This is a genomic window from Blautia sp. MSJ-19 (genome assembly GCF_018918125.1).
GTDB lineage: Bacteria > Bacillota > Clostridia > Lachnospirales > Lachnospiraceae > Blautia_A.
Map to the genome: position 1 here is coordinate 1 of NZ_JAHLQA010000039.1, position 25061 is coordinate 25061.

Genomic DNA, 25061 nt, shown 5'->3' on the forward strand with positions numbered 1-25061 from the left:
ACCGGACCATGCAGTCCTGTGCGCTTATGCGGTATTAGCAACCATTTCTGGTTGTTATCCCCCTGTATAGGGCAGGTTACCCACGCGTTACTCACCCGTCCGCCACTAGAAACCAGCTAGATCTGCCGAAGCTTCAATAAAAGGTTTCCCGTTCGACTTGCATGTGTTAAGCACGCCGCCAGCGTTCATCCTGAGCCAGGATCAAACTCTCTGATAAAATGTTTGATTCACTCAAGATAACAACTAGCTATCTCTCGTTTTTACTGTTTATAAAAAGTTCATTCTATTGAATGATGATTCTTAAAGAATTTTCGAGAATCGTATGTGTTTCACTGTTTAGTTATCAAGGTTCTTTGTTTTGCTCTCTTGCGACAGCTCATTTAGTTTATCACGTTCGTTTTTGTTTGTCAAGAACTTTTTTAAGTTTTTTCAAAACTTTTTTCGAACTCTTTTGTGATCTCGTTGCTCATCAGCAACTCGTTTACTTTATCACATTCATTTCTGAATGTCAAGTACTTTTTTGAAGTTTTTTAATTTCTTTTTCAGAAGTTATTAACTCCAAACGGAGAAGGAGGGATTTGAACCCTCGCGCCGGTTACCCGACCTATACCCTTAGCAGGGGCACCTCTTCGGCCTCTTGAGTACTTCTCCTGACTCCGAATTCATAATACTTTATGCAATTTGAAGTACATTTCTTTTCGAAACGCATGGTTAATTATACATAACTCACTTTACATTGTCAACACTTTTTTTTGCATTTCTTTTAATATTTTTTTATATGCCTTTTACATGCCCGACGGAAGCAGTATTTTGAGCTCAAACCAGTTGTTTTCCTGTGCCGCTACAACAGAGCCGTGATACTTCTCTACCGTACTCTTTATACTCTTCATTCCATATCCATGGATTCGTCTGTCTTTTTTTGTTGTCACCGGCATGCCGTTCTTGAACTGAATCTTTTCATCGCAGTAATTCTCTGTACGGATACGGACAAACTGTTTTTCTTTTGTTACGTAGAGCCAGATTAGTCGTTTCTGCTTCTCCTGCTGCTTTTCAGCACTCTCAATTGCATTATCCAGCATATTGCCAAATAATGCACTTACATCCATATCTTCCATAAAAGACAAAGCTTCCCCATCCACAATAAATTTCAGCTCGATTTCTTTATTTTGACAGAGCATTGCCTTATTTGTCAGTACCGCATCCAGAATCTGGTTTCCGGTCTTGTTCTGTGTCTCATATACTCTGATCTCACGTTCCATCTTCTCCAGATAGCTCGTAGACTTTCCGGTATAAGACTGTGTTTTGAGAAGATTGATCTGGTGTTTCAGATCATGATACTTCTGATTCACCATATCAATATTTTCTTTGGACAACTGATAATTTTTGTACTGCATCTCCATGATATTCCGCAGGGTGTCCTTCTCGAAACGGATCTGGATCTCCTTCACCTGAATATGATATGCATACAGCACAGCGATCCCGCTTAAATCCACAAGCGTCCGTATTATAAAAATATCCGTGACAAAGCTGCCACTGAACAGACCATTCTGATCAAGATAACTTAAATTGCTCATGGCAAATACAGATGCTGCTATGATAATGACTACCAGTAATTCTCTTCTTGTAATATGAAGTTCTTCAAGGTCTTTCTTAAGGTTCAGCTCGATCAATGTAAGTACAGCAAAAATCACTGTATAAGCAATTGCCAGTTCTGTCCATCTCCAGACTTTTCCATGCATGCCCCTTGTATATGTCAGATAATAATAAATCTGCCAGCACAGAGACGCAGCAAACTCTCCATTGATAAAAGCCTTTACACAGTAAAAGCCAGCCTCCCTGAGTGAAAAATCATTACAGATATAAATATATCCCAGAAGAAGTCCCACGATCACGACCATCGACGGAATAAACAGTTCCTGCCTTACTCCATCTGTCACTGTCATAAAAAACAAAAGGAGGGCAAACTGAGCACAGCTTACTGCTGCCAGCTTCCATCCTCTGATTTTTCTCTCATTCGTACCTGTAATTGCAAATACGGATAAAGCATAAGCTATGGCATAGTAATACCCTGGTGTATTTAGCACCTCTGCTGTGTTCATTTGCCCACCTCATTCAAATATTCATTTAATGCGTCCAGGAACGGTTTGCGCCTGCTCCTGCTTACCTGAATCGTATCTCCGTTGACGCTGACATCACTTCCCATGTAATTATCTACATATTCCAGATTTACCAGATAGCATCTGTTACACCGGAAAAAGCGCTTTGCATCCAGCTGACCTTCCGCATCCCGGATCGTCCCCTTGGTCACAAAGCTTCCCTCTGTTGTATGATAGATCAGGAGATGGTCCTGTACTTCCACATAACAGATCTGTGCAATATCCAGTTTCTTTTTGCCACCTTTCAGTGCTATGGTAATAAATTCTTTTTCCTGCACTTTTACTCTGTGAAGTGCCCTTCCCATACTCTCCGAAAAAGAAAAATACGAAATAGGCTTCAACATGTAATCCAGAGCATTTACCTTATAACCCTGAATTGCATACTGAGGCATATTTGTTATAAATATAATGACGACATCCTTGTCCAGTTCGCGGATTTTTTCTGCTGCTTTCATTCCATTCAGAAAAGCCATCTCAATATCCATAAGAATAAGGTCATAGTCCGCGGTATAATCCGTCACGATATCTTCGCCATCCCGAAACTCTGTGATCAGAAATTTCAGCCCGTTTTCTTTCTCGTATCGTCTCAGGTGAGTTCGTAACGCTTCCAGGTCGTTCGCATCATCTTCCACTGTTGCAATACGAAGCATCGTTCATCCCCCGTGCCTTTTCCATGTCACTGTTCATTCCGTTCACAGTGACATATACATAATAATACCTGTAGTATAACAAGAAAAAGCACAGGAAACAATGCATTTTTTATTCCAGCTTTTTATTTCAAAGCTTTATTCCAAAGTTTTATTTCAAAGTGAAGGAAATAAAGTCAAAACTTCCTTTTCCTTCAAAGGTAAAGAACAGCGCCTCTCTGTTGCCAGAAGCCTGAAGCGGAGCTTTGAATGCTTTCAGTTCCCTAACTGAATTGATTGAAATCTTGGCTACAGCTTCTCCGTTTTCACTGGTACGAACATACAGCGTACCCTCTGCACGTCCCTTTACGTTCACACTGACCTCTTTTGTTTCGCTGAGATCAAAATATTTAAAGCCTGCCAGTGCACCGTCGCACATATTTGCAATGTACTGATCCGGTCCGGACTCTCTGTCTTTTCCGTCCTGAGTCAGGTAAGGACATCCTTTTTTCGGATGCTTGATCATACTTAAGAAACGAGTGCCTTTTTTTCCATAAAGGTTGCAGGTAATATAGGACGGGTAAGTTCCTTTTCCTTCCAGCGGTCCGCCATTTAAACCACAGGAAGTCATCTCTGCCTGATAAAATTTACCATCTTCAAAACGGATTTCCTCTGCCATTGCCTGACGGGAAGACTGTTTACGGTTACTGTGTCTGTGATAGAAAACAAAATATTTTCCATTCAGTTCAATGATGCTGCCGTGTGTATTTCCAGTATCAAATCTCGCATGTTTCACATCCGGTACGCCTTCAAGACCTATATCGCCGTTGCTTACCAGAATGCCGCCGTACTGGAATCCCTTTACCGGGCTGTCGCTTGTCGCATAGCAGAGCTCATGGCTGTTCATTGTACTGTAAATAAAATAATATGTACCATTAAATTTACGCATAGAACTTGCTTCAAGGAAAGAATGACCCTCATAAGGAGTTCCGATGGATTCCTTTTCGCCTGCGATTCCGATATAGGACGGTCCATCCAGTACAGTCAGCATATCTGACGGATCGAGTTCGAAGCACATCGGGCCATGTTCGGTCGGTTTGGAACCATCCAGAAGGATCGGGTTTCCTGCCAGTGCAAAGCCAGTATACAGATACAGTCTTCCATCGTCATCCATAAAGATGCCCGGATCAAACTGGAACGGTTCGTTCTTCTTTCCAATTGCAATGCCATCGCTGTATTTTACATATCCGTAGAATTCGTATTTTCCTGCCGGCTCATCACAGACAGCTACGGAAATCATCTTTGTGCCACCCATAAAATAATAGAGATAAAATCTTCCATCCGGTCCCTGTACCATATCCGGTGCTGCAAGGCCGTTCGTCAGACGGATTCTCGGTGCCGCCGGGTCCTGTTCTCTTTTGTAAATGCATCCTTCGTAACGCCAGTTGCCCAGATCGTCCACCGGTGCGGACCAGCATACATAATCCCCCAGACAGAAATTCAGTCCGTTGAAGATATCATGGGAACCGTAAACGTACACACGGTCTCCTACAACATGTGGTTCTGCATCCGGGACATATTCCCAGCTTGGCATGTATGGATTTACAGCCTGTTTTGTTTTCATGTTTTCCCTCCAAATTTCACATTTTCAATTTCGCAGTTCTGATTTTATAGCTCAAAATTTATAGTCTCACTTTTATCATGTCTGCATTGTAGCATGATTTTCTGCGTCAGATTTCTTTTTAGCGTGGTCGGTTTATTTTTCTGCGTGATCTGTGCTTTCCCGGATCTGTCCGGCATACGCCGACCAGAAATAATTTCGTTTATAACTGTCTGATGACATCGGTGGCACAACGATTTCTGCACTGGTGCCATCCAGAAGGTGCTGACCCACGATACACTTCGAAGGATCTTTCTGTTCAAGTACGATCATCTTAAGACCTGTACAGCCCGAAAAGGCATGATCTTCAATCTGCGTCACATTCTCCGGAATCACGATCATTTCTTCGCCCTGATATGCCTCGCTGTCCTTTGCAGTCCAGATTCTGGTCTCTGTGGATGTATTTTCCCACGTTCTGTGTGGTTTCTCCGGAAGTTCCACACTTACAGTCCGTTCATCACCAAGCATCGCTTTGATATCACGGATCAGCTGTACCGTATTTACTTCTTTCCCCGCCTGATTCAGATGAAAATTCGTATCAAAAAACCACTCCGCTTCCATGAGACTGTTCTCTGGATTTCCTGCAACCGGGAAATCCAGTTCCTGCCGCAAAAACGCATCATATGATGTCAGATCATCTGCATCTTCCACTGCCAGCTTGTTTACCGGACAATATCGGTACCAGACGGCTGCGCCTTTTTTCTCAAGACGCTCTGCCCAGGCGTTCATATACTCCAGAAATTCCGGCTGCACCACATCTTCTGTAAATCTTACCTTCTGGTTCACATCATAGCCGCCCGGAAGTATATTCTCCCTGCACGCATCCAGATCGATATCTCCATAGGTATTAAAGGATTTTTTCTGATATACACTGTCTGTCGGAGGATTTTTCCCCTTCCATGCATAGTTCAGTTTTTCCAGTGCAAATCCCAGAAAATTTCCCAGCATCGCCTCAAAGTTTTCGCTTTTTATATGACGCAGCATCCCAAAAGCTCCGTCAGCTGCCTGCCACATATATTCTCCATTAAAATAATCCGAGAGTGTCTGCTCACTCTGTTCCGGAGAAAGAATCACAATATCTCCCTCATGAATATACGCTTCGGAGAGATCCATGACCGCCTTTGTCCCAAGCCCTGCATACATGCCAAAGTTGACAACCTCATACGAAGGAAAAAATTCGTCGATCATCTCGCTGTCACAATCAAAAGCAACACCGCTGCCTCCAACAAGTACGATTCTCTGTCCCGGAGTTTCCTTTAATCTTTCATATTTACTTTTCAGTTCTCCCATAAACGTATCTCCATACTGTGCAGGCAGCCCAAAACCACAGATCAGAAAAAAAATCTGCTCTGCCAGAAACACTGCCAGCGCAATTATGACAACACGTCTTACTGTTTTTTTATCCATATTTAAAACCTGAAATAAATAAATGCATTTTCACCGCCCGATGCCATCATGCCAAGCCATGAAAATTCAATTACAGTCACCATCACAACAAAACCTGCTGCCACCAGGCAAAGTCCCTTCCTGGTCTGACAGCACTTATCAATTTCCTCGGGAATCTGTTCCAGAATCAGCCAGGTAATTCCTGTCGCAAGAAGCCGCAGAATCGCCAGTCCCTGAATTCCCAGGAAACTCATCGTCTCCGTGATTCCGCTGCCCAGAGGATTCACAAACGGCTGCAACAAAATCTGCCACGCATCGATAAGCGAAGATGCCCGAAAAAACACCCATGCAATATCCACAAGAAGCATCGTGAGAATCCATCCGGCCGCCGGAGGAAGAATCCTCTTTTTATCTTTCCTCAGCAGTGAGAAACACATAGCTCCGACCATATAGATTCCGTGGATCAGTCCCCACACAACGAAATTCCAGGATGCCCCATGCCAGAATCCACTTAAAAGGAAAACAATCAGCACATTCCGGCATCTCTTCGCAAATCCTCTGCGGTTTCCTCCAAGTGGAATATATACATAATCCGTAAACCAGCGCGTCAGGCTGATATGCCACCTTTTCCAGAAATCCTGTATGCTTACTGCACGGTAAGGATGCCTGAAATTTTCCATAAGCCGTATTCCCATCATATGTGCCGCACCTCTTGCAATATCTGTATATCCGGAAAAATCACAATAAATCTGAATGGCAAAAAACACGGTTCCCAGAACCGCACCAATCCCACCGGCATCCTGCGGTGCAGCATACACTCTGTCAACATACACAGCCAGATAATCTGCCACGACGACTTTTTTGTAAAATCCCCGAAGCATCAGCCAGAAACCATTCAGCAGATCTGTCCGGCTCTTTGTATGGTTTTCTTTCAGTTGTCCGAGAAGGTTCCCCGCCCTCTCGATCGGGCCTGCGACCAGCTGTGGGAAGAACGAAACAAACAGGGCATAACTTGCAGGATTTTTTTCTGCTGAAATCTCACCCCGATATACATCGATCACATATGCCATTGTCTGGAAAGTATAAAATGAGATTCCCACCGGCGGGACCGAATATTTCAGGCCGATCAGAAGTCCCAGACACACAGCCACCGCAAAAATCAGCCAGGATCTTCTGTGTCTGCCTTTCTCAATAGCAATTCCTGCCAGATAAGTAACCGCCGTTGTAAGCAGAAGCAGACCTCCCGCCCAGGAACTTTCCCGTATATAGAAGAAGTAACTCACTGCCAGCAGAAAGAGTTCTCTGTGTTTCCACGGAATCTTCCAGTACAGAAACACCACAACTGGAAAAAGGAAAACAAATGTCAGTGATATAAAGTTCATTTCTTCTCCTCCTTCGCAAGCTGTTCTTTCAGATCCCGGATCACTTTTTCGGTCCGGATCTGTGCCCCTTCTGTAGATAAATGATTATCGGTTCCATACAGATAGATTCCTGTATACAAAGAATCCTCAAGTTCAGAAATAACAGGAACATGTAACTGACTCTTAAAATATTCATGCAGGCGGGCTCTTTCCTCCTGCGTGCTGTCTTCTGAAAGTGCATATTTATTTCTGGGTGAATAGGTAAAATAAACTTTTATTCCCTGATCCAAGAATTTCTGAAACTCTGCATTCACAGAATCGATATACGTTTCTTTTGGAAATGCGTTTACTGTATAATTTACCGGAAGTCCATAAATCGGTTGTTCACTCGTGGAATTTGGACGATATACGACATAATCCCCATACTCATTGTAGCTTGGTTCCTCCACTTCATTCCCATCCTCATCATAATCTGAAGCCCGGACATCGTAATTTTTTCGTTCCATATCCTGTCTTGCCGTCTGGTATGCAGAGAAAGCAGTAAAAACCTGCGTATATTCCCGGAGGTCCAGTTCAGCAAATGCATCATAATTGGATTCCATCATGGCAAACATCGCATAATCCAGTTCCTTCTGATAACAGAACTGTCTGTTTGCCGCATCAAATTCCGGAGAGTCCAGAAGAATATCTCCCTCCTTCATGCAGGATCGGATCAGTTCAAGCTGTGGAAGTGCCGGTGAGTAGGCAAAAACTCCCATATTGACCACCTCATAATCAGGAAAAGCCTGATCCATCATCGCACTGTCATATCCAAATCTTGTCGAAGAACCGGAAAACAGAACAATCTTCTTTTTATCCTTCAACGCCAGCAGACGATCATATTTATCCTGAAAGGTATCAAAATAATTTCCACTGTAAGCCGGAGCCTCGATCGCATTGATATGCAGGGTACGAAGCATATCGCAGTCCTGAAATGCATAGTCGCTGATCTTCTCCATATCATCGTAAATATACAGCTGTTCCAGTCGGCTGTTCCTGAATGCCCATTTTTCGACTTCGTGAATCCCCGGTGAGAGAACGACTGTTTTGCACTCTGTATCTGCAAAAGCCTGTTCCCGGATCGTTCGCACCGGGAGCCCTCCAAGACTGGACGGAATGCAGATCTGCTGTGCCTTTCCGGTGTAGCCGGTTATGACTGCAAAGCCTGACACTTTTTTGTACACAAACTCTGCCTCGTCAGTCCATGGGACCCACTGTGCATACAAAACAAGTCCTTCTTTCCATGCGATCCGACTTCCGAGACCCACAGACTGTCCGGTTCCATCGGCTCTGGTATTCCACCCAAGTAACGTGTAACCATCTCTGGAAAAAAGCTCTGTTCCGGTCGAAGTATTGATTCTCTGGTGCGTACCACGATAACAGATACTTACTCTGTCTGAATCCCCTGAAATGTTTTTTCCACCATTGGCATCATATGTAATCTCATATTTTCCTTTTTCAGCCTGAATACAGATACTCTCCGAATAATTTACTTCATGCAAAACAAGATTTACTGTTTTCCCATCATCCTGTTTTGTTATTTCGGTCTCACCATGATAATCTGTGCCCATAAACTGCCAGTTATCATCCAACGTAACCGTGAAGCTCACATCACTTCCAGATTCTATTGTTCTGGCAGGATCTGTTACATGATAGCCTTCTCCGGCTTCCAGAACGATATGACAGAGATTTTCTTTCTCCGCGTTATTCTGACCGCATCCGGTCATTCCTGCTGTCAGCAGAAGAAGGAATATCCCAGATGCCATTTTCCATGTTCTTTTGTACATAAATCAAATTCCTCCTTCCATTTTTTATCGTATAAATGCACAGCGGCCTTCCGGTAGACTTAAGGCACAGCTTTAATGCTTACTAACCTTAGTTATACCAGAAGACCGCCTGATACTGCCAGTCTTTTAAGACTCTTTATTTATTGTTTTTTCTTGCCGCGATCGCTTTCTGTTCTTCCGGCAGATCCTTCTCTATCGTGAAGAAGAAGATCAGAACTGCACAGATCACATAAGCAATTGTCTCTACCCAGATATATCCGACAGAGATTGCTGTCTGTGCTGCTGCTGTCTGTGCCGCAGTACCAAGTGCGATATCTGCTGCCTGGTCATATCCACTGGCATTTAAGATCGCACTGAAGATAGAGTTACATACAGGAGTCGCAGCTACCATAATGGAACTGTAAATAGACATTGTCAGTCCATCTGTACGGATTCCGGATTTGTATTCGATATGATCGATGACATCTGCAAGCATTGCAAGGATCATGTAGCATGCCGGAGCAGAGCCAAGGCATTTCAGTGCCACACCGATCGCTACAGGAACGATCTGTCCGTTTCCCATGATTGCGATCACACCGCCGACAGCTCCCAGAAGCATACCAATCATACACACGATACGTTTTCCAAATTTGTTACAGAGAAGTACGATCGCCACTGCTGCCACAGCCATCGGAACCGCACCCATAATGCTTAAGAGTGACTGTGAAGCACCCCAGGCATCTGCTGTTCCAAAGAAGGTGTTGTCCATTACCCATTTACAGAAATAAGTCATGGAACCATTTTTCATTGCGCCGCTCCACTGGAATCCCATGTAGAACAGCATAACGATCCACCACATTTTTTCACTGGTAACCGCAGAAAGCTGTTCTTTCAGAGAAGCAGTTTTGACAGTTTTCTCCTCTGCTGTTCCCTCGGACATCTGTTCTTCTGTTACACGCTCACGTGTGAACTTAAACTGTAAGAAGATCGTCAGTGCAGAGAAAATGGCAATCGCTGTCATAGCTACCAGCCAAAGATGCTGATTCTCTTTCAGTGCAAAAGAAACCAGGATCGGGAACACCATAGAACCTGCACCCATAACAGCAAGTCCTGCCACATTGGTAAAGGAAGCCAGTGCTCCTCGCTGCTTACTGTCTCTCGTAGATACAGGTATCAGTGTGGAGTTTGCTGTATTGTAGATCGGATAAGCGACTGCGTAAAACAGGTTGTACGCAATTGCGATCCATACCATCTTGGCAGTTCCCTCAAAAGGAACCACAAACATCAATACAGAAGCAATGGACAGCGTCAGGGCTGACAGAAGAATCCACGGTCTCGCCTTTCCTGCCATTGTTCTTGTGCGTTCAATAAGCTGACCTACGATCAGGTTTGCTGCCACGATCAGGATGGTTGAAAACAGCTGTAAGGTTGTCAGAAATGTCAGGTTCAGTTTCAGGACATCTGTAAAGTAGTTCTGAAGGATACTGGTAAAAATACCGGAAGCCAGAAGTGCTCCGAACGGTCCGATAAAATATCCGATCAACATCTCCGGAAGTTTTACATCATCTGATTTGATTCTGGAACCGGTCAGTGGACCGTTCCAGAAATCTTTCTTTGTATTGCTCATAAAATCAATCCTTTACTACTTTGAAGAAGGAGGAAATAATCGTACAGATCAGAGCGACCGCACATACGATCATTCCAATGATTGCACCTTTTAAATCCGCCATATTCTGGGCGTTGTTCTCAAAAGTCATGATTGATCCGATTGCAGCGATTCTGCTGCCAACGAACTGGATCAGTGCATATGCAGTCAGCACACCACACGCTACCGGAAGTATATCCAGTACCGGTTTTGCTCCCATTTTCATAGAAGCCACAATCATAACTATCTCAAAGATAGCAGCCACAGCCAGGCAGGCCACGATTGCATTATCAACGCCACTGTTTATAAAATAATTTGTTTTGCAGTTTTTCATATACAGAACCAGTCCTGCTACAGTTACAATGGCAGTAATTACGCTTAAGACCAGGCCTGCACCCATTTTTTTCTTTTCAGCCATAGTTATTCCTCCTTACTGCTCTTTCTTTTTCAGTCCAAGCAGATACATTGCTGCACAGAGTACAGTCAGCACACCGAATCCGACGCGAAGACCTGTGATCAGATTGTCGTACCATGTGTTCAGTTTTTCAATATGTGTAGTAGTTGCCATGCCATCCATTGCATTTGAATTTGCAAGTGCATAGTTCTGATACAGCATTGCCTGTTTCAGATCTGTCAGAAGTTCCTCACTCTGGCTTGCATTTTCTACACTCCAGTATGGCCATACTTCTTCTACAGCTGCCATTGTATTGTCACCTGTGTTACATGTCATGGTTACACCGTTATGTACTGCCATGCGGATCTTTGTATAGGTAGGATCCTGGATGAAGTCCTCAGACATCAGACCTTTGAATCCCCATTCTTTACGAAGGATGTTCAGGAGCAGCCCGGTATGTGCATTACTTGTCACACAGCCGACACGGTTGTATGTAGTCATTACAGCAAGTGCATTTGCATCTTCTATACAGGACTGTGTACCACGCAGTTCATTTTCACGGGCAGCCTGTTCTGTCATAAACTCGGCAATACCTGTACGGTTGATCTCAGTATCATTGAATGCCAGATGTTTCGGTGCGATCAGTACACCGTATTCATGTCCGGCCTCGATGATGGAAGCACCCTGACCTGCTGTCAGAACTGCATCTTCTGAGAAGTATTCATGGTTACGTGCGTTATATGGTGTACGATGAAGGTTTGTTCCAACGCCCCACCAGATTGCTGTATTTGCCCACAGAGAATAGTTACCTACTGCTTTGCCCCATTCTGCTGCCAACTGTTTGCTGAATGTCTGACCGATAACAGTTTCATTTGCCATAACACCCATCTTGTAATCACGGTTCGGATCATCTTCCGCGATCACACAAGGATCTCCTGTGGACTCGTCGGAGTTTGCATACTGTCCAAGAGGATAGGAGTTGAATCCGTTCGGTCCGTCATTCTGGATTGCTTCCGGAGAAGTGATGGATTCAATTGTTTTTGTACTGGTTCCACCAAGTCCTGTACGGATCAGGCATTCTTCCAGAGTGATCTGATCCATCAGAGTACTCCATCTTTCATCTGTGATGTCATCTACACCTTTCAGGTTAGCCAGTGTCATTCCGTTATCTGCACCAAAGGTTACAGAAGACGGATCTCCGTTTGCTTCGATATCACTGTAGTCATCAGCCATAGCACTGATCATCTCGTCTGTAGCTGTCAGGTCTTTGTATGTTTCCGGCCAGGTTCCTTCCCAGTCGTTTCTGCTTAAGTAAGTAACGGTGTCTTCCATCCAGTTGTTCAGATCTGCATCCTGAAGCTGATTTTCTACCGGTGTGCCATTTAAGGTTACAGCGAAAGAAGAAGAATCAAAATCTCCAAGTTCCCATGTCTGTACATTGTCTTTGTTTCCGTCAACCTTCTGGTCCTGGGCAGCAAGTACATTGTTTACAGCCTCGTGTGCACCATTTCCGACAGTGAAATAATATGTTCCGTTGTCCAGGATCCAGTTACCGGTTGTACCTGCTTCATTATCACAGGTGCTGTCCCAGCTTGCCATATCCTGTGCATCTGCTGTGATCGTAACAGTCTGGCTTTCGCCTGGCTCGATCATATCTGTTTTTTCATAGTCCAGAAGCTGAACTGCTGATTTTTCTACTTTGTTCTCTACATCATAGTCTGTATAAGGAACAGAAGTATAAAGCTGTACAACATCTTTTCCTGCAACATCTCCGGTATTCTTAACCTCTACCTCAGCAGTTACAGTTCTGTTGTCAAGATCTACATCTACACTCTTAAGAGTCTGTTCGAAAGTTGTATAGGAAAGGCCATATCCAAATGGATAAGATACTTCATCATCATAGTTCCATGCTTTTCCTGTGGAGCTTCCTACTATTGCATCTGCATTTCCCTGTCCAAGTACAGTATCTGCATATCTTGTTTCGTAGTATTTATATCCTGTATAAATGCCCTCTGCTTCAACTTCTTCTGCATTGATGTTTACAGACGGATCTGCGTTTGTCCACTCATAGTCTCCGAAGTTCTGTGCTGCCGGTGAATTGGCATTTGTCACTGCATAAGTATCTGTCAGATGACCGGATGGGTTTGCCTCTCCGGAAAGGATATCTGCCACACCATAGAAACCGTATCCACCCGGGAAACCAATTTCCATGATCGCATCTACGCCATCATTATTTTTGATCTCGTCGATCTCCATTGCATTGGCATTGTTCAGCATAACGATGACTTTACCGCCGTTGCTTTCTTTTGCTTCAACAGCAGCATTGATCAGGTCACGCTCATCATCACTTAATCCAAGCGGATCGGTCTGGTTCAGATCCTGTGATGCATCTACGCCATCTACACCCGGAAGATAAGTTCCGTTCTCTGTAGAAGAACGACCGATCGTTACCAGCATGACATTATAATCATCCATGGAATCTTTCCACTGGCTGTCTACACTTTCCATTGTTTCCTGTGAAGGCTCTTTGCTTGCAAATACGCCATCTGTTGAAGGTGCTGTAATGTGGTAATATTCCACGATGCTTCCCCACATATTGACTTCTGTCTTGAATTCGGATTCCAGGCTCTTGTACAGATCATGAAGATCTTCATTAATGCTGAATCCTTTTGCAGCTAATGCCTCAACAAAGTCTACAGTGTCTGCATCTGTTCCCTCGTTCTCATTCAGGGAACTTCCCATGTCACCACCCTGTACCGGATAGTAGCTGGAAAATCCGAGAAGGGACAGCTTCTGTGTCTCATCCTTTGTCAGCGGAAGTGCATTATTCTCATTCTTTAACAGAACAGTTCCTTCCTCACTCATACGTTCTCCAAGATCCTCAATGGAATCCAGAAGTTCTGTCGTACTGGAATAATCAGACTTGTATGTGTACAGATCCTCGTCTGTACTGTCTGTTACCATCGCACTGCTCTTGGTTCCAAGAAATTTGTCGATGTCTGTACGATAGCTGTCTACCACAGGTCCTGCCGCAACAGAAACGGTCAGAAGAGACGCTGTAAGAGTAGTCATACCACGCCAGAGATTTCTTTTTCTGCTCATGATTATATCTCCTTTCTTTCCCGAAATATAGGCAAGCCTCATCGCTCAGGTGCTTCCATAATTTCTATGTACATAAGATTATCACATTTAAAAAAATGCTCACATTTTTTTCGCAGACTGCACTTTTTCAGCCGTAAATGGGAGCATTTTTTTATTGAATTTTCACAAACAAAATTTTTTAGGAAATCTTGCACAAATTGTGATATTTGTTTTTGTCTATATTGCCTATAGATGATTTATTTTTGTGTTGTAACCGGAATCTCACATGTATATGTTTTTTCTTCATCGGAGACAGTGATCTTTACCGGTCCGGTTTCTCCGGCACGGACTACAGCCATTGCTTCACCATAATAAGTATCAACTGTATCCTGTGCATAGTTACCTTCTACATAGGAGCAGGCACTTCCCAGACCTTCAAGAGTCGCATTCTCTACTATAACTTTCAGGTGATGTTTCTCCATCGGTTTCCAGGTTCCGTTAAGATCTCCGTACTGTAATGGAACAAACAGTAATCTTCCCGCTTCCACAGTTTCCTGTTCCGGTTTGATATGAAGGATTGTTTCCTCATTCGCTGTCACCAGTGTCTGACGGTTGATCTCACGACCGTTCTTATCATAAGAAACTGCTGTGATCTCGCCATCCTCATATGGAATATGGAATTTTGTCCTACATTTCTTTACTTTGCCGCGGGCAGCTTTCTTTCCATTAACCAGAAGTTCGACCTCTGCTGCCCTTGCAAAAACTTCAACCTCTGCTTTTTCTCCGGCACAGCCTCCCCAGGACCAGCTCTCCAGAGCTTTGGTCAGAGCCCAGCCGGTCAATTGCAGATTCTCCTTCTGATAAACAGGTTTTACAGCAATAAACGGTCCTGTTTCCCGCTCAAAAGCAACTCTTGTGTAAGCAGCTTCTGCACGTGGCTTTCCAAGAAGGTCGATTCTTCCGTTGTTTCCCGTCATTCTGGTGTGCGGCATCTTGCCTTTGTAGTCTTCGTATTCAGCCGCACCATCACCGGTTTCTCCGATATATTCCCATCCTGACCAGACAAAATCTCCCAGGATTCGTTTATTCTTTTTGGCAATTTCCCAGAAACTGTACGCATCCTTGCAGAAAGTCTCCGTTCCCAGGATCAGACGCTGCGGATATTTCTTAAGGTCATGTTTATAGCGGAAAAGCCCGTAGTTGTATCCTGCAATATCCATGTTTGCATAGGCATCCTTTGTTTTCCAGTCGCATGGCGGAAGAGTCGCGCCGATCTTCATGAAATAATCTCCGACCAGACAGGCAAGGGTATTATAAAATTCACTTCCTACCGGTTTTTTCTTTTCTTTTTCCGGTTTCTTTGCCTCCTGTGCTGCAATCTCCGCACTTTTTTCTGCTTTGTCATCGCTGTAAACGCCCATTCCCATAGAACTTAAAAAGTTAAAGAAAATGTTGATTCCGCAGGTTACCGGTCTGTGCGGATCCAGTTTATGAAGGTAAGAAGTCATTCTGCCGGTGAGTTCGATTCCCTTTTTCTGTGCAGTCTCCGCAACTTCATTTCCTGTAGAATACATGATAACAGACGGATGGTTATAATCTTTCTCAACCATGTCCTTGAGATCCTGCTGCCACCATTTCTCAAGATAATTCACGTAGTCATATTTTGTCTTGTGGATATACCAGACATCTACATATTCATCCATCACCAGCATTCCCAGGCAGTCGCAGGCATCCAGCATATCTTTAGAGCATGGATAGTGGGATGAACGGATCGCATTATAGCCATTCTCTTTGAGGATGCGGACTCTTCGCTCCTCCGCTTCCGGATAAGTGCAGGCTCCAAGAACACCGTTATCGTGATGCACACAGGCACCACGGAGGATTTCTCTCCTACCATTGATCGTAAGGCCTTTTTCCGGGCTCCATTCAAGAAGTCGAATTCCAAACGTTTCCTCTACGACATCTTCTCCAAATGTCGCACGCAGAGTGTAAAGATTCGGATGATTGCAGTCCCAGAGTTTTGCATTCGGAATCTCCATGCGGAAAACCGACGGGTGTCCTGTACTTTCTGTTTCTTTTGTAAGCACATTTTGCTCTCCATCCAGGATTTCTACTTTCACCTTGCCCGGACAGGAAGTTTTGATCTCAACCTCGATCACTGCCGGAGCATAGCTTACTGTATGGATCTTGATCCCATTTACCGGAATGTATTTCTCAGCACCTGTCCAGAGATATACCGGACGATAGATTCCTGTTCCGGAATACCAGCGGCTGTTTGGCTGATCAGAATTTCGTGCGATCACGCGGATCTCATTCTGTGCCTCATATTTCAGAAGCCCTTCTGTATCTACATAAAAATTTGTATAGCCATACGGTCTGTACGCTGCTTTTGTTCCATTAATATAAACTTCCGCATTGTGGTAAACACTCTCAAATTCAATAAGAACCTTTTTGCCGCTGTACTCTGACGGCACAAAAACATGTTTCGTATATTCGTAATCACCGCCCAGATACCAGCCGGAGTTTCCCTCGCTGACGCTTTCTGCAGTACGTGGCTCGCTCCGCATCGCATCATGTGGAAGTGTCACGGAATATGGTTCTTCATCTCTGGTAAGGCATTTACATGTCCAGTTTCTGTTAAAATCTATTTTTTTCATATCAAATCTTTACCCTTCTTGTTTCTCCTCTGACCAGAGAAAGTTTTTGTTCACCAAGTTCCAGAACTCCACCGTCTGCATCTGGAATTACTTCCAGATATTCTCCATCCCAGGTCAGTCGGACAGTCCCGTGACTTCCCACCGGAAGTGTGCAGTCCAGATCTGTGAAGTACTGCATCTGTGGTCTTAATACATAAGCAGTATCCTCTTTGTTCACAAGATCCAGGCCGGCAAAATATTTTGCCAGGAAATAGATCGGACTTGCCGCCCATGCATGACAGAGGCTCTTGCCAAAATGATCGCCGTACATGTCGTACTGCTCTTCCTTTGGCACAGACGGATCATATTCTTCCCAGAATGTGACTGCTCCGAGATCCAGCATACCGCCCCAGTAGGAACGGATCTTGTCCAGAACTTCCGTCAGTTTTCCCATCTGGCACAGCACATCCAGTTCAAAGAAATTGAAGTATGGCGTTGTGATCGCCGGGATTTCATCATTTTCAAGTACGTTTGTGAGGATTTTTCCCTGCTTATCCTTATCTGCGATAGAAAATAAAACAGCAAAAATATTCGCATGTCTTGTTACATTACGTTTGCCGGAAGTGAAGGAATCAATGTACGCACCTTTTTCTTCATCCCAGAAAAACTGTTCAATGGCAGCAGTCAGTTTTTCATATTCCTGCCTGTAAGCACTTCCGTCCTTACCAAGCTGTTCACTGATCTCTGCCATCACACGGAAGCATGCTGCATAAAGCATCTGTTCTGCACAGAGCGGACCATCTTTGTCCATATCTGCCCAGTCAATATAAATCCAGTCTTTTTCTTTTCCGATCAGGAAACCGTGTTCATCACGTCTGCCGTTGCAGAATTCCATAAGAGAAACCATCTTCGGATAAACCAATTCCAGGAAATCTCTGTCACCATATCCTTCATTATGATAATCCACGCCCAGAAGCCACAGAAGGGAATAGTCTACGATCGTATTGATATGTCTCGTCATCGGATCATTTCCGCGCAGTGCCAGAATTGTTCTCTGGTCGATATCTGCATCTGCCATCAGATAACGGTTCACAAAAAAGCTCTGGTACGCATCACCGGACCAGATCCATTTATCGCGTTTTACACCATCAATAAAAAAGATACCGCTGCAGAGTCGGAATGTATGCTCTGCCACAGACCAGATCTGGTTCAGGCGTTCCTCTCCGCAGTGAAAAGCAGCTTTTACCGGAATGTCTACATACTGATGATTTGCCTTCAATGTGATCTCTCCCGGCTTGCAGTCCGGAATATATGCAAAACGTACTGCGCAGCACGGGCACTTGCCGGTTTCTTTGTCCGGCTTCCAGCTATAGTAACAGTTTACCGGATCAATTGCCTCTTCTCTGGATTCGCCACAGCAGATCAATACCGGCTGATATCCGTTTTTGAACTCTGCTTCCAGAACTGCATTCAACTCTGTCTCAAATTCATAGAGGGTTCCACCATTGTATTCTGTTACGCTGACTGGTTCATATACTTTCTCGCTGTATTCCCAGACAGTCGGATTCTGTTCCGGTCTGGTGAAGTATTTACTTCTTCCTGCCGGCTGTGAATCCTGGTCATAGTCTTCTGCTATCCAGCCTTTGTCTGAGCAGATCACATCGCCTTCCACATAAATACAGGGAAAAGCCTCAATACATCCTGCATGAACAGCAATTGTAACTTCTCCCGGTCCGCAGGTGATTTTTTTTCCAAATGGATATTTCTTTTCTCCTGCCAGCACGTGTCCAATCGCATTGGAATATACGGTGAAAGAAGTTTCTTCTTCCAGATGATAAGTGCGGCGAAAAGCTACGCGGTTGCGGAAGCCTTCGCTTTTCCAGAACGCCGGCCAGCCGAAACCTCTCTCCACACGGCTGAAGTTCTGCTTCATCCCATGATATAATTCAAAATCCCCCGGATACCAGATCCAATAACTTTTGCCCATTTCAATTCCTCCATAAATCCTGTTTTTCTATATTTTCCGGTTGCCCGGATCATCTGCCATTTTCCAATCCTATGCAAACTTTTATACTTTAACTATACGGGCAGTAGCTGTGCAAAGTCAAACACAGTTGACGCTCAAAAAGTACCCGTTCACGCTGTGATCTGCAAACGACTTTTTCCGACATTTATTTCAACAAAAAAACAGCCGGGATTTTGCTCCCAGCTGCTCTTGTTCATGTTTCAAACATTTCAGATATTCAATTAATCCCATCCACCATACTCTTTGATAGTTGCTTCCACTCTTCTTTTTACTTCTGCTGCAATTTCTGTGGTTTTCATATCTTTGTATTCTTCATAATACATTGGTGTCAGGAAATGTACCTGTACGGTCAATGGTTCGACCGATCCTGTATCAAATGCCTTGTAGGTATCGATCAGGGCAACCGGTACGATTGGACATCTGGCCTTTGTGGCAGCTTTGAAACTGCCACCTTTAAATTCCAGTGGATGATTTCCATTCTTACTACGGGTCCCCTCTGCAAAGATCAGATAATTTCGTCCTGCTTTGACTTCTTTCGTCACATTGAGAATCACCTGCATGGACTGCCGGATATCTTCTCTGTCCATAATGTAGGCTTTCATGCAGGCAAAAACCTGCTTCAGAAATGGAACATTTCCCACTTCTTTTTTGGCCACTACAGAAAAAGGCGTCGGGCATGCATCCAGAATCGCTAACACATCATACAGTCCCTGATGATTTGGATAAAACATAAATCCATTTTCATTTGGGATATTTTCCACCCCATAAGACTGTACCGTAATATTACCACCGCGGTTCGCACGCTGATCAATTTTTTTCAGGAGTGCATAACGCTCTCCCTCTGTATAATCATCTACGTGAGAAGCATATCTGTTCAGCATGAACCATCCCCATGGTACAAACAGAATATTCTTTAACACCATCATAATGATTCTTTTCATACTGCCGTCACCGTCCCTTCAAGGATCTCTATTTCAGCTTTGCAGCTATCTTTTCCTCATATCCAGGATTCTTCTTAATGAATTTGTCATAAGCAGTCGTGTAATCCTTATAAACCTGTGTATTCATAAAGTCTGCGTATTTTGTCGCAGCCTGCTTACTCAGATCATCTGTAATCTCAGACGGTGTCATTACATAGTACTTGCCATCGTCTTTCTTCTGTACCATATAAGTGCTGATACACGGATAACTCTGACCATTCTTCAGCACAAGATTGTAGGTGATATACATATAAGTATTTTTGCCATCCTCATAGATCTTATCACACTGCGTAACCTCTGTTTTTTCAGCTTCAAATGCCTGAAAATATTTCACTGTCGCATCAATTTCCTGTTGTAATGTATCATCCGCCTTAGACACACCGTAACACTTTTGGACTTTGCTTTCACTGCCACTCGTATATGCTTCAATCAGATTTTTCACTACTCTTTCCGGTGTTTTATGACTGACACCACCACATCCTCTGGCAGCAAAAACAATAATAATGATCAATACGAGCAGGGCAGCAGCCCCTGCCAGAACCGATTTGGGCAGTCTGGCAATAACTTCTCTTATATCAGACCCTATACCGGAACTTTTTCTGACAGAATGTCTTGCTTTTGCACGTCGTGCTTTTTTGACTGATGAGGCTCTGGACTTTCTTGCTCCAGCAGAACCAGAGCTTCTTCTGACATTTGTTGTGTCTTTTCCCTTATCCATGATGATCTATTTCCCCTTTATTCCTCTGTGCTCTCCGTTTCAGACTCCGCAGGATTTTCCTCTGAAGCATCTTCCTCACGGTCTTCTGTGCCTTCTTTTGCATCTTTTTCTTCATCTTTCTCGCGTACTTTGGCAAAACTTGCTACTGTTACGCCATCGGAAAGATTAATCAGTTTTACTCCTGAAGTAATTCTTCCAAGAATAGAGATATCTGAGCACTGCAAGCGGATAATGATACCTTCTGTAGTGATCATCATAATTTCATTTTCTTCATTTACTGCTTTTGCACCAATTACATTTCCGGTCTTTTCAGTGATCTTGTAGCATTTTACACCTTTACCGCCTCTGTTCTGGCAGGTAAATTCGCTGATGGAAGTTCTCTTGCCCATACCCTTCTCGGACACTACAAGCAGATAATATCCCTGTGTATTTAACTGCATGGCAACTACTTCATCGCCATCAAGCAGATTAATACCACGAACTCCCATAGAAACACGACCTGTACTTCTGACATCTTTTTCTTTGAAACGGATACACTGTCCATACTTGGTAACCAGAAGAACATCTTTTTTGTCATCCGTTGCCTTGACTTCGATCAGTTCATCATCATCTCGAAGAGCGATTGCTGCAAGCCCAATCTTACGTACATTTGCATAATCCTGGATCGGTGTTTTCTTTACAAGACCTTTTCTGGTCGCCATCATCAGATAATGACCTTCTTCAAACTTACTGATTGGAATAACTGCGGTAATTCTCTCACCAGGCATCAGCTGAAGAAGATTAATGATCGCGGTTCCTCTTGCAGTTCTTCCTGCTTCCGGAATCTCATATGCCTTCAGTCTGTATACACGACCAGTATTGGTAAAGAACATGACATAATGATGCGTTGTAGTCATCATCAACTCTTCAATATAATCATCCTCCAGAGTCTGCATACCCTTGATACCTCTGCCGCCTCTGTTCTGACTGCGGAAGTTGTCTACAGTCATACGTTTGATATATCCAAGTTTTGTCATTGTAATAACTGTATTTTCTCTCGGAATCATGTCCTCCATGGATATGTCGTATGCGTCAAAACCGATTGCAGTTCTTCTGTCATCTCCGTATTTCTCAGAAATTGCAAGAATTTCTTCACGGATTACACGAAGAAGTGTATTTCTGTCTGCAAGAATTGCTTTTAACTTACGGATTTTTTCCATCAGTTCCGCATACTCCGCTTCCAGTTTTTCTCTTTCCAATCCGGTAAGAGCTCGCAGACGCATATCTACGATTGCCTGTGCCTGTACATCAGTCAGTTCAAATCTGTCCATTAATTCCTGTTTGGCAATCTGGACACTTCTTGAACCACGGATGATGCGGATTACCTCGTCAATATTATCCAGTGCTTTGAGCAGACCTTCCAGGATATGGGCACGTTCCTGTGCTTTATTCAGGTCATATTTTGTTCTTCTTGTGACAACATCTTCCTGATGTGTCAGATAATACTTCAGCATTTCAGAGAGATTCAGTACCTTCGGCTGAAGACTTCCATTGACTGCCACCAGGCAAAGCATAATGACACCAAATGTATCCTGAAGCTGTGTATGTTTGTATAACTGGTTCAGAACCACATTGGCATTGGCATCTTTACGGAGATCAATGCAGATACGCATTCCCTCGCGACTGGAATGATCATTCAGATCTGTAATTCCATCAATCTTTTTCTCTCTGACAAGCTCTGCAATCTTTTCAATCAGTCGTGCCTTGTTTACCAGATACGGAAGTTCCGTAACAATGATACGGGATTTGCCGTTTGGCAAAGTTTCAATATTTGTCACCGCACGGACACGGATTTTTCCACGTCCAGTACGATATGCCTCTTCGATTCCTCTTGTTCCAAGGATAGTTGCTCCTGTCGGGAAATCCGGTCCCTTGACAATCTCAAGAAGTTCTTCAATCGTAGTGTCTCTGTCTTCTTCAATAATATTGTCAATGATCTTAACCACTGCCCCGATCACCTCTCTGAGGTTATGAGGCGGGATGTTTGTTGCCATACCTACGGCAATACCGGAAGTACCATTTACAAGAAGGTTCGGATAACGCGCCGGAAGTACAACCGGTTCACGTTCAGTCTCATCAAAGTTTGGCTGAAAATCAACAGTGTCTTTGTTGATATCCGCCAGCATTTCCATGGAGATTTTACTCAGACGTGCCTCTGTGTATCGCATCGCAGCCGCACCATCACCATCCACAGAACCAAAGTTTCCATGACCATCCACCAGCGGATATCTGGTAGACCAGTCCTGTGCCATATTTACCAGTGCGCCATAGATGGAACTGTCACCATGAGGGTGATATTTACCCATGGTATCACCAACGATACGGGCACATTTACGATGCGGCTTATCCGGACCGTTGTTCAGCTCGATCATGGAATACAGTACCCTTCTCTGTACCGGCTTCAGGCCATCCCTGACGTCCGGAAGTGCACGGGAGGCAATAACACTCATGGCATAATCTATATAAGATTTTTCCATGGTCTTCTGCAGATCCACCTCATGGATTTTATCAAAAATATTGTCTTCCATTTTTTATTCTCCTAGATATCCAGATTTTCTACAAAGCGTGCATTCTCTTCGATAAATTCACGTCTTGGCTCAACCTTGTCACCCATCAGAGTGGTAAACGTCAGGTCGATCTCAGATGTTGCAGATTCATCCATAGTCACACGAAGAAGTACTCGTTTCTCCGGATCCATGGTTGTTTCCCAGAGCTGTTCCGCATCCATTTCTCCAAGACCTTTGTAACGCTGGATCTTATTATTATTGTCACGTCCGATCTGCTCCAGGATGCTGTTTAATTCTGCATCATCATAAGCGTACCAGACTTTTTTGTTCTTTTCGACTTTGTACAGTGGCGGCTGTGCCAGGTATACATAGCCCTGCTTGATCAGCTCCGGCATAAACCTGTAAAGGAACGTCAAAAGCAAAGTTGCAATATGCGCACCGTCAACATCGGCATCTGTCATGATAATGATCTTGTGATAACGCAGCTTGCTGATATCAAAATCCTCATGAATGCCTGTACCAAATGCTGTGATCATTGCTTTGATCTCGGCATTTCCATAGATTCTGTCCAGACGAGCCTTCTCTACGTTGAGAATCTTTCCACGCAGCGGCAGGATTGCCTGTGTTGCACGGTTTCTGGCTGTCTTTGCAGATCCACCCGCGGAATCCCCCTCTACAATGTAGATCTCACAGTTCTTAGGATCCTTGTCAGAACAATCTGCCAGTTTGCCTGGAAGCGACATTCCGTCAAGAGCAGATTTTCTTCTGGTAAGATCACGGGCCTTACGTGCTGCCTCCCTCGCTCTCTGTGCAAGAACAGATTTCTCAACAGTTGCCTTGGCTACAGATGGGTTCTGTTCCAGAAAGATCTCAAGCTGTCTGCTGACTACAAAGTCAACGGCACCACGTGCTTCACTGTTGCCGAGTTTCTGCTTGGTCTGACCTTCAAACTGCGGCTCTTCGATCTTGACACTCACGATTGCTGTCAGTCCCTCTCGGATATCATCACCACTTAAATTCGGCTCACTGTCTTTGAGCAGCTTATTCTTTCTTGCATAATCGTTAAATGTTTTGGTCAATGCATTACGAAAACCGACAATATGTGTACCACCTTCCGGTGTATTAATGTTATTTACAAATCCATAGCTGTTCTCTGTATAAGAGTCATTATGCTGCATGGCAACTTCTACTGAAACACCGTCTTTTTCTCCCTCGCAGTAGATTACTTCCGGATACAGTGCTTCCTTGCTTCTGTTGAGGTACGTAACAAACTCACGGATTCCGCCTTCATAGTGGAATACCTTTTCTTTTTCCTGATCTTCTCTGGTATCTTTCAGAATAATGCGAAGTCCCTTGGTCAGGAATGCCATTTCACGAAGACGCTGCTTCAGTATGTCATAATCATAAACCGTCTCTTCGAAGATTTCTTTGTCCGGAAGGAATGTAACAGTTGTTCCACTCTTGCCTTCCTCACAATCTCCCACTGTCTTCAGAGGATACATGGTATGTCCTCTCTCATAACGCTGCTGGTATTCTTTTCCTTCGTGATAAATGGTAACTTCCAGCCACTCGGACAGTGCATTTACAACCGATGCCCCTACACCGTGAAGACCACCGGATACTTTGTACCCTCCGCCACCAAATTTACCACCTGCATGAAGAATGGTAAAAACAACCTCTACCGCAGGGATTCCTGCTTTGTGGTTGATTCCTACCGGGATACCTCTTCCGTTATCTACAACTGTAATGGAGTTATCCGGATTGATCGTTACCTGAATTTCTGTACAAAATCCTGCCAACGCCTCATCTACAGCATTATCCACGATTTCATACACAAGATGATGCAGGCCTCGACTGGATGTGCTTCCAATATACATACCCGGTCTTTTACGAACAGCTTCCAGTCCTTCCAGAATCTGAATCTGGTCCGCTCCATACTCTGTATTCTCTCCGCCCATGTCTTTCCTCCTGTCATTCTATATTTGATACAGACTCTCGCCTGTTTTTTGCGTATAATTAGGCACAATAATACTAATTTAGT

At 44.0% G+C, this 25061-nt stretch carries 15 protein-coding genes, 1 tRNA gene and 1 rRNA gene; all 17 read right to left on the minus strand.

Features of this window, described 5'->3' with window-relative positions; translation table 11 throughout:
• Window positions 1-217, minus strand: a 16S ribosomal RNA gene (locus tag KQI91_RS13095); the annotation flags it as partial.
• A gap of 346 nt (window positions 218-563) precedes the next feature.
• Window positions 564-651 (minus strand) — tRNA-Ser (locus KQI91_RS13100).
• 134 nt (window positions 652-785) lie between these two features.
• Window positions 786-2099, minus strand: coding sequence for an ATP-binding protein (locus KQI91_RS13105; RefSeq protein WP_216393226.1), 1314 nt, complete (start codon window positions 2097-2099; stop codon window positions 786-788).
• Complete coding sequence (locus KQI91_RS13110) at window positions 2096-2806, minus strand: LytR/AlgR family response regulator transcription factor (protein WP_216393227.1); 711 nt, start codon at window positions 2804-2806, stop codon at window positions 2096-2098. Before KQI91_RS13110 ends, KQI91_RS13105 begins: the two co-directional genes overlap by 4 nt.
• A 148-nt stretch (window positions 2807-2954) precedes the next feature.
• Window positions 2955-4406: a family 43 glycosylhydrolase gene (locus tag KQI91_RS13115; RefSeq protein WP_216393228.1), complete on the minus strand. Its 1452-nt coding sequence runs from the start codon at window positions 4404-4406 to the stop codon at window positions 2955-2957.
• A 132-nt stretch (window positions 4407-4538) separates the two neighbouring features.
• On the minus strand, window positions 4539-5849 hold the full coding sequence (locus tag KQI91_RS13120; protein WP_216393229.1) for a leucine-rich repeat domain-containing protein: 1311 nt from the start codon (window positions 5847-5849) through the stop codon (window positions 4539-4541).
• 2 nt (window positions 5850-5851) lie between these two features.
• Window positions 5852-7210 (minus strand): MBOAT family O-acyltransferase, encoded by a 1359-nt coding sequence (locus KQI91_RS13125; protein ID WP_216393230.1) that lies wholly within the window; start codon window positions 7208-7210, stop codon window positions 5852-5854.
• A complete protein-coding gene (locus tag KQI91_RS13130) occupies window positions 7207-9015 on the minus strand; it encodes a leucine-rich repeat protein (RefSeq protein WP_216393231.1) in 1809 nt (602 codons plus the stop codon). Before KQI91_RS13130 ends, KQI91_RS13125 begins: the two co-directional genes overlap by 4 nt.
• A gap of 136 nt (window positions 9016-9151) precedes the next feature.
• Window positions 9152-10621, minus strand: coding sequence for an MFS transporter (locus tag KQI91_RS13135; protein WP_216393232.1), 1470 nt, complete (start codon window positions 10619-10621; stop codon window positions 9152-9154).
• A gap of 4 nt (window positions 10622-10625) precedes the next feature.
• Window positions 10626-11057 (minus strand): hypothetical protein, encoded by a 432-nt coding sequence (locus KQI91_RS13140; RefSeq protein WP_216393233.1) that lies wholly within the window; start codon window positions 11055-11057, stop codon window positions 10626-10628.
• 12 nt (window positions 11058-11069) lie between these two features.
• Window positions 11070-14135: a glycoside hydrolase family 3 C-terminal domain-containing protein gene (locus KQI91_RS13145; RefSeq protein WP_216393234.1), complete on the minus strand. Its 3066-nt coding sequence runs from the start codon at window positions 14133-14135 to the stop codon at window positions 11070-11072.
• Window positions 14136-14371: 236 nt separating this feature from the next.
• Window positions 14372-16771, minus strand: coding sequence for a glycoside hydrolase family 2 TIM barrel-domain containing protein (locus KQI91_RS13150; RefSeq protein WP_216393235.1), 2400 nt, complete (start codon window positions 16769-16771; stop codon window positions 14372-14374).
• A gap of 1 nt (window position 16772) precedes the next feature.
• Window positions 16773-18737: an alpha-L-rhamnosidase-related protein gene (locus KQI91_RS13155; protein ID WP_216393236.1), complete on the minus strand. Its 1965-nt coding sequence runs from the start codon at window positions 18735-18737 to the stop codon at window positions 16773-16775.
• 260 nt (window positions 18738-18997) lie between these two features.
• Complete coding sequence (locus KQI91_RS13160; RefSeq protein ID WP_216393237.1) at window positions 18998-19717, minus strand: lysophospholipid acyltransferase family protein; 720 nt, start codon at window positions 19715-19717, stop codon at window positions 18998-19000.
• Window positions 19718-19745: 28 nt separating this feature from the next.
• Window positions 19746-20474 carry a hypothetical protein gene (locus KQI91_RS13165; RefSeq protein WP_216393238.1) on the minus strand — a complete coding sequence of 243 codons (729 nt, stop codon included), beginning with the start codon at window positions 20472-20474 and terminating at the stop codon, window positions 19746-19748.
• A gap of 17 nt (window positions 20475-20491) precedes the next feature.
• Entirely contained in the window at window positions 20492-23041 is a 2550-nt protein-coding gene (gene gyrA, locus KQI91_RS13170; RefSeq protein WP_216393239.1) for a DNA gyrase subunit A, read from the minus strand.
• Window positions 23042-23052: 11 nt separating this feature from the next.
• A complete protein-coding gene (gene gyrB, locus KQI91_RS13175) occupies window positions 23053-24978 on the minus strand; it encodes a DNA topoisomerase (ATP-hydrolyzing) subunit B (RefSeq protein WP_216393240.1) in 1926 nt (641 codons plus the stop codon).
• Window positions 24979-25061: the final 83 nt, after the last annotated feature.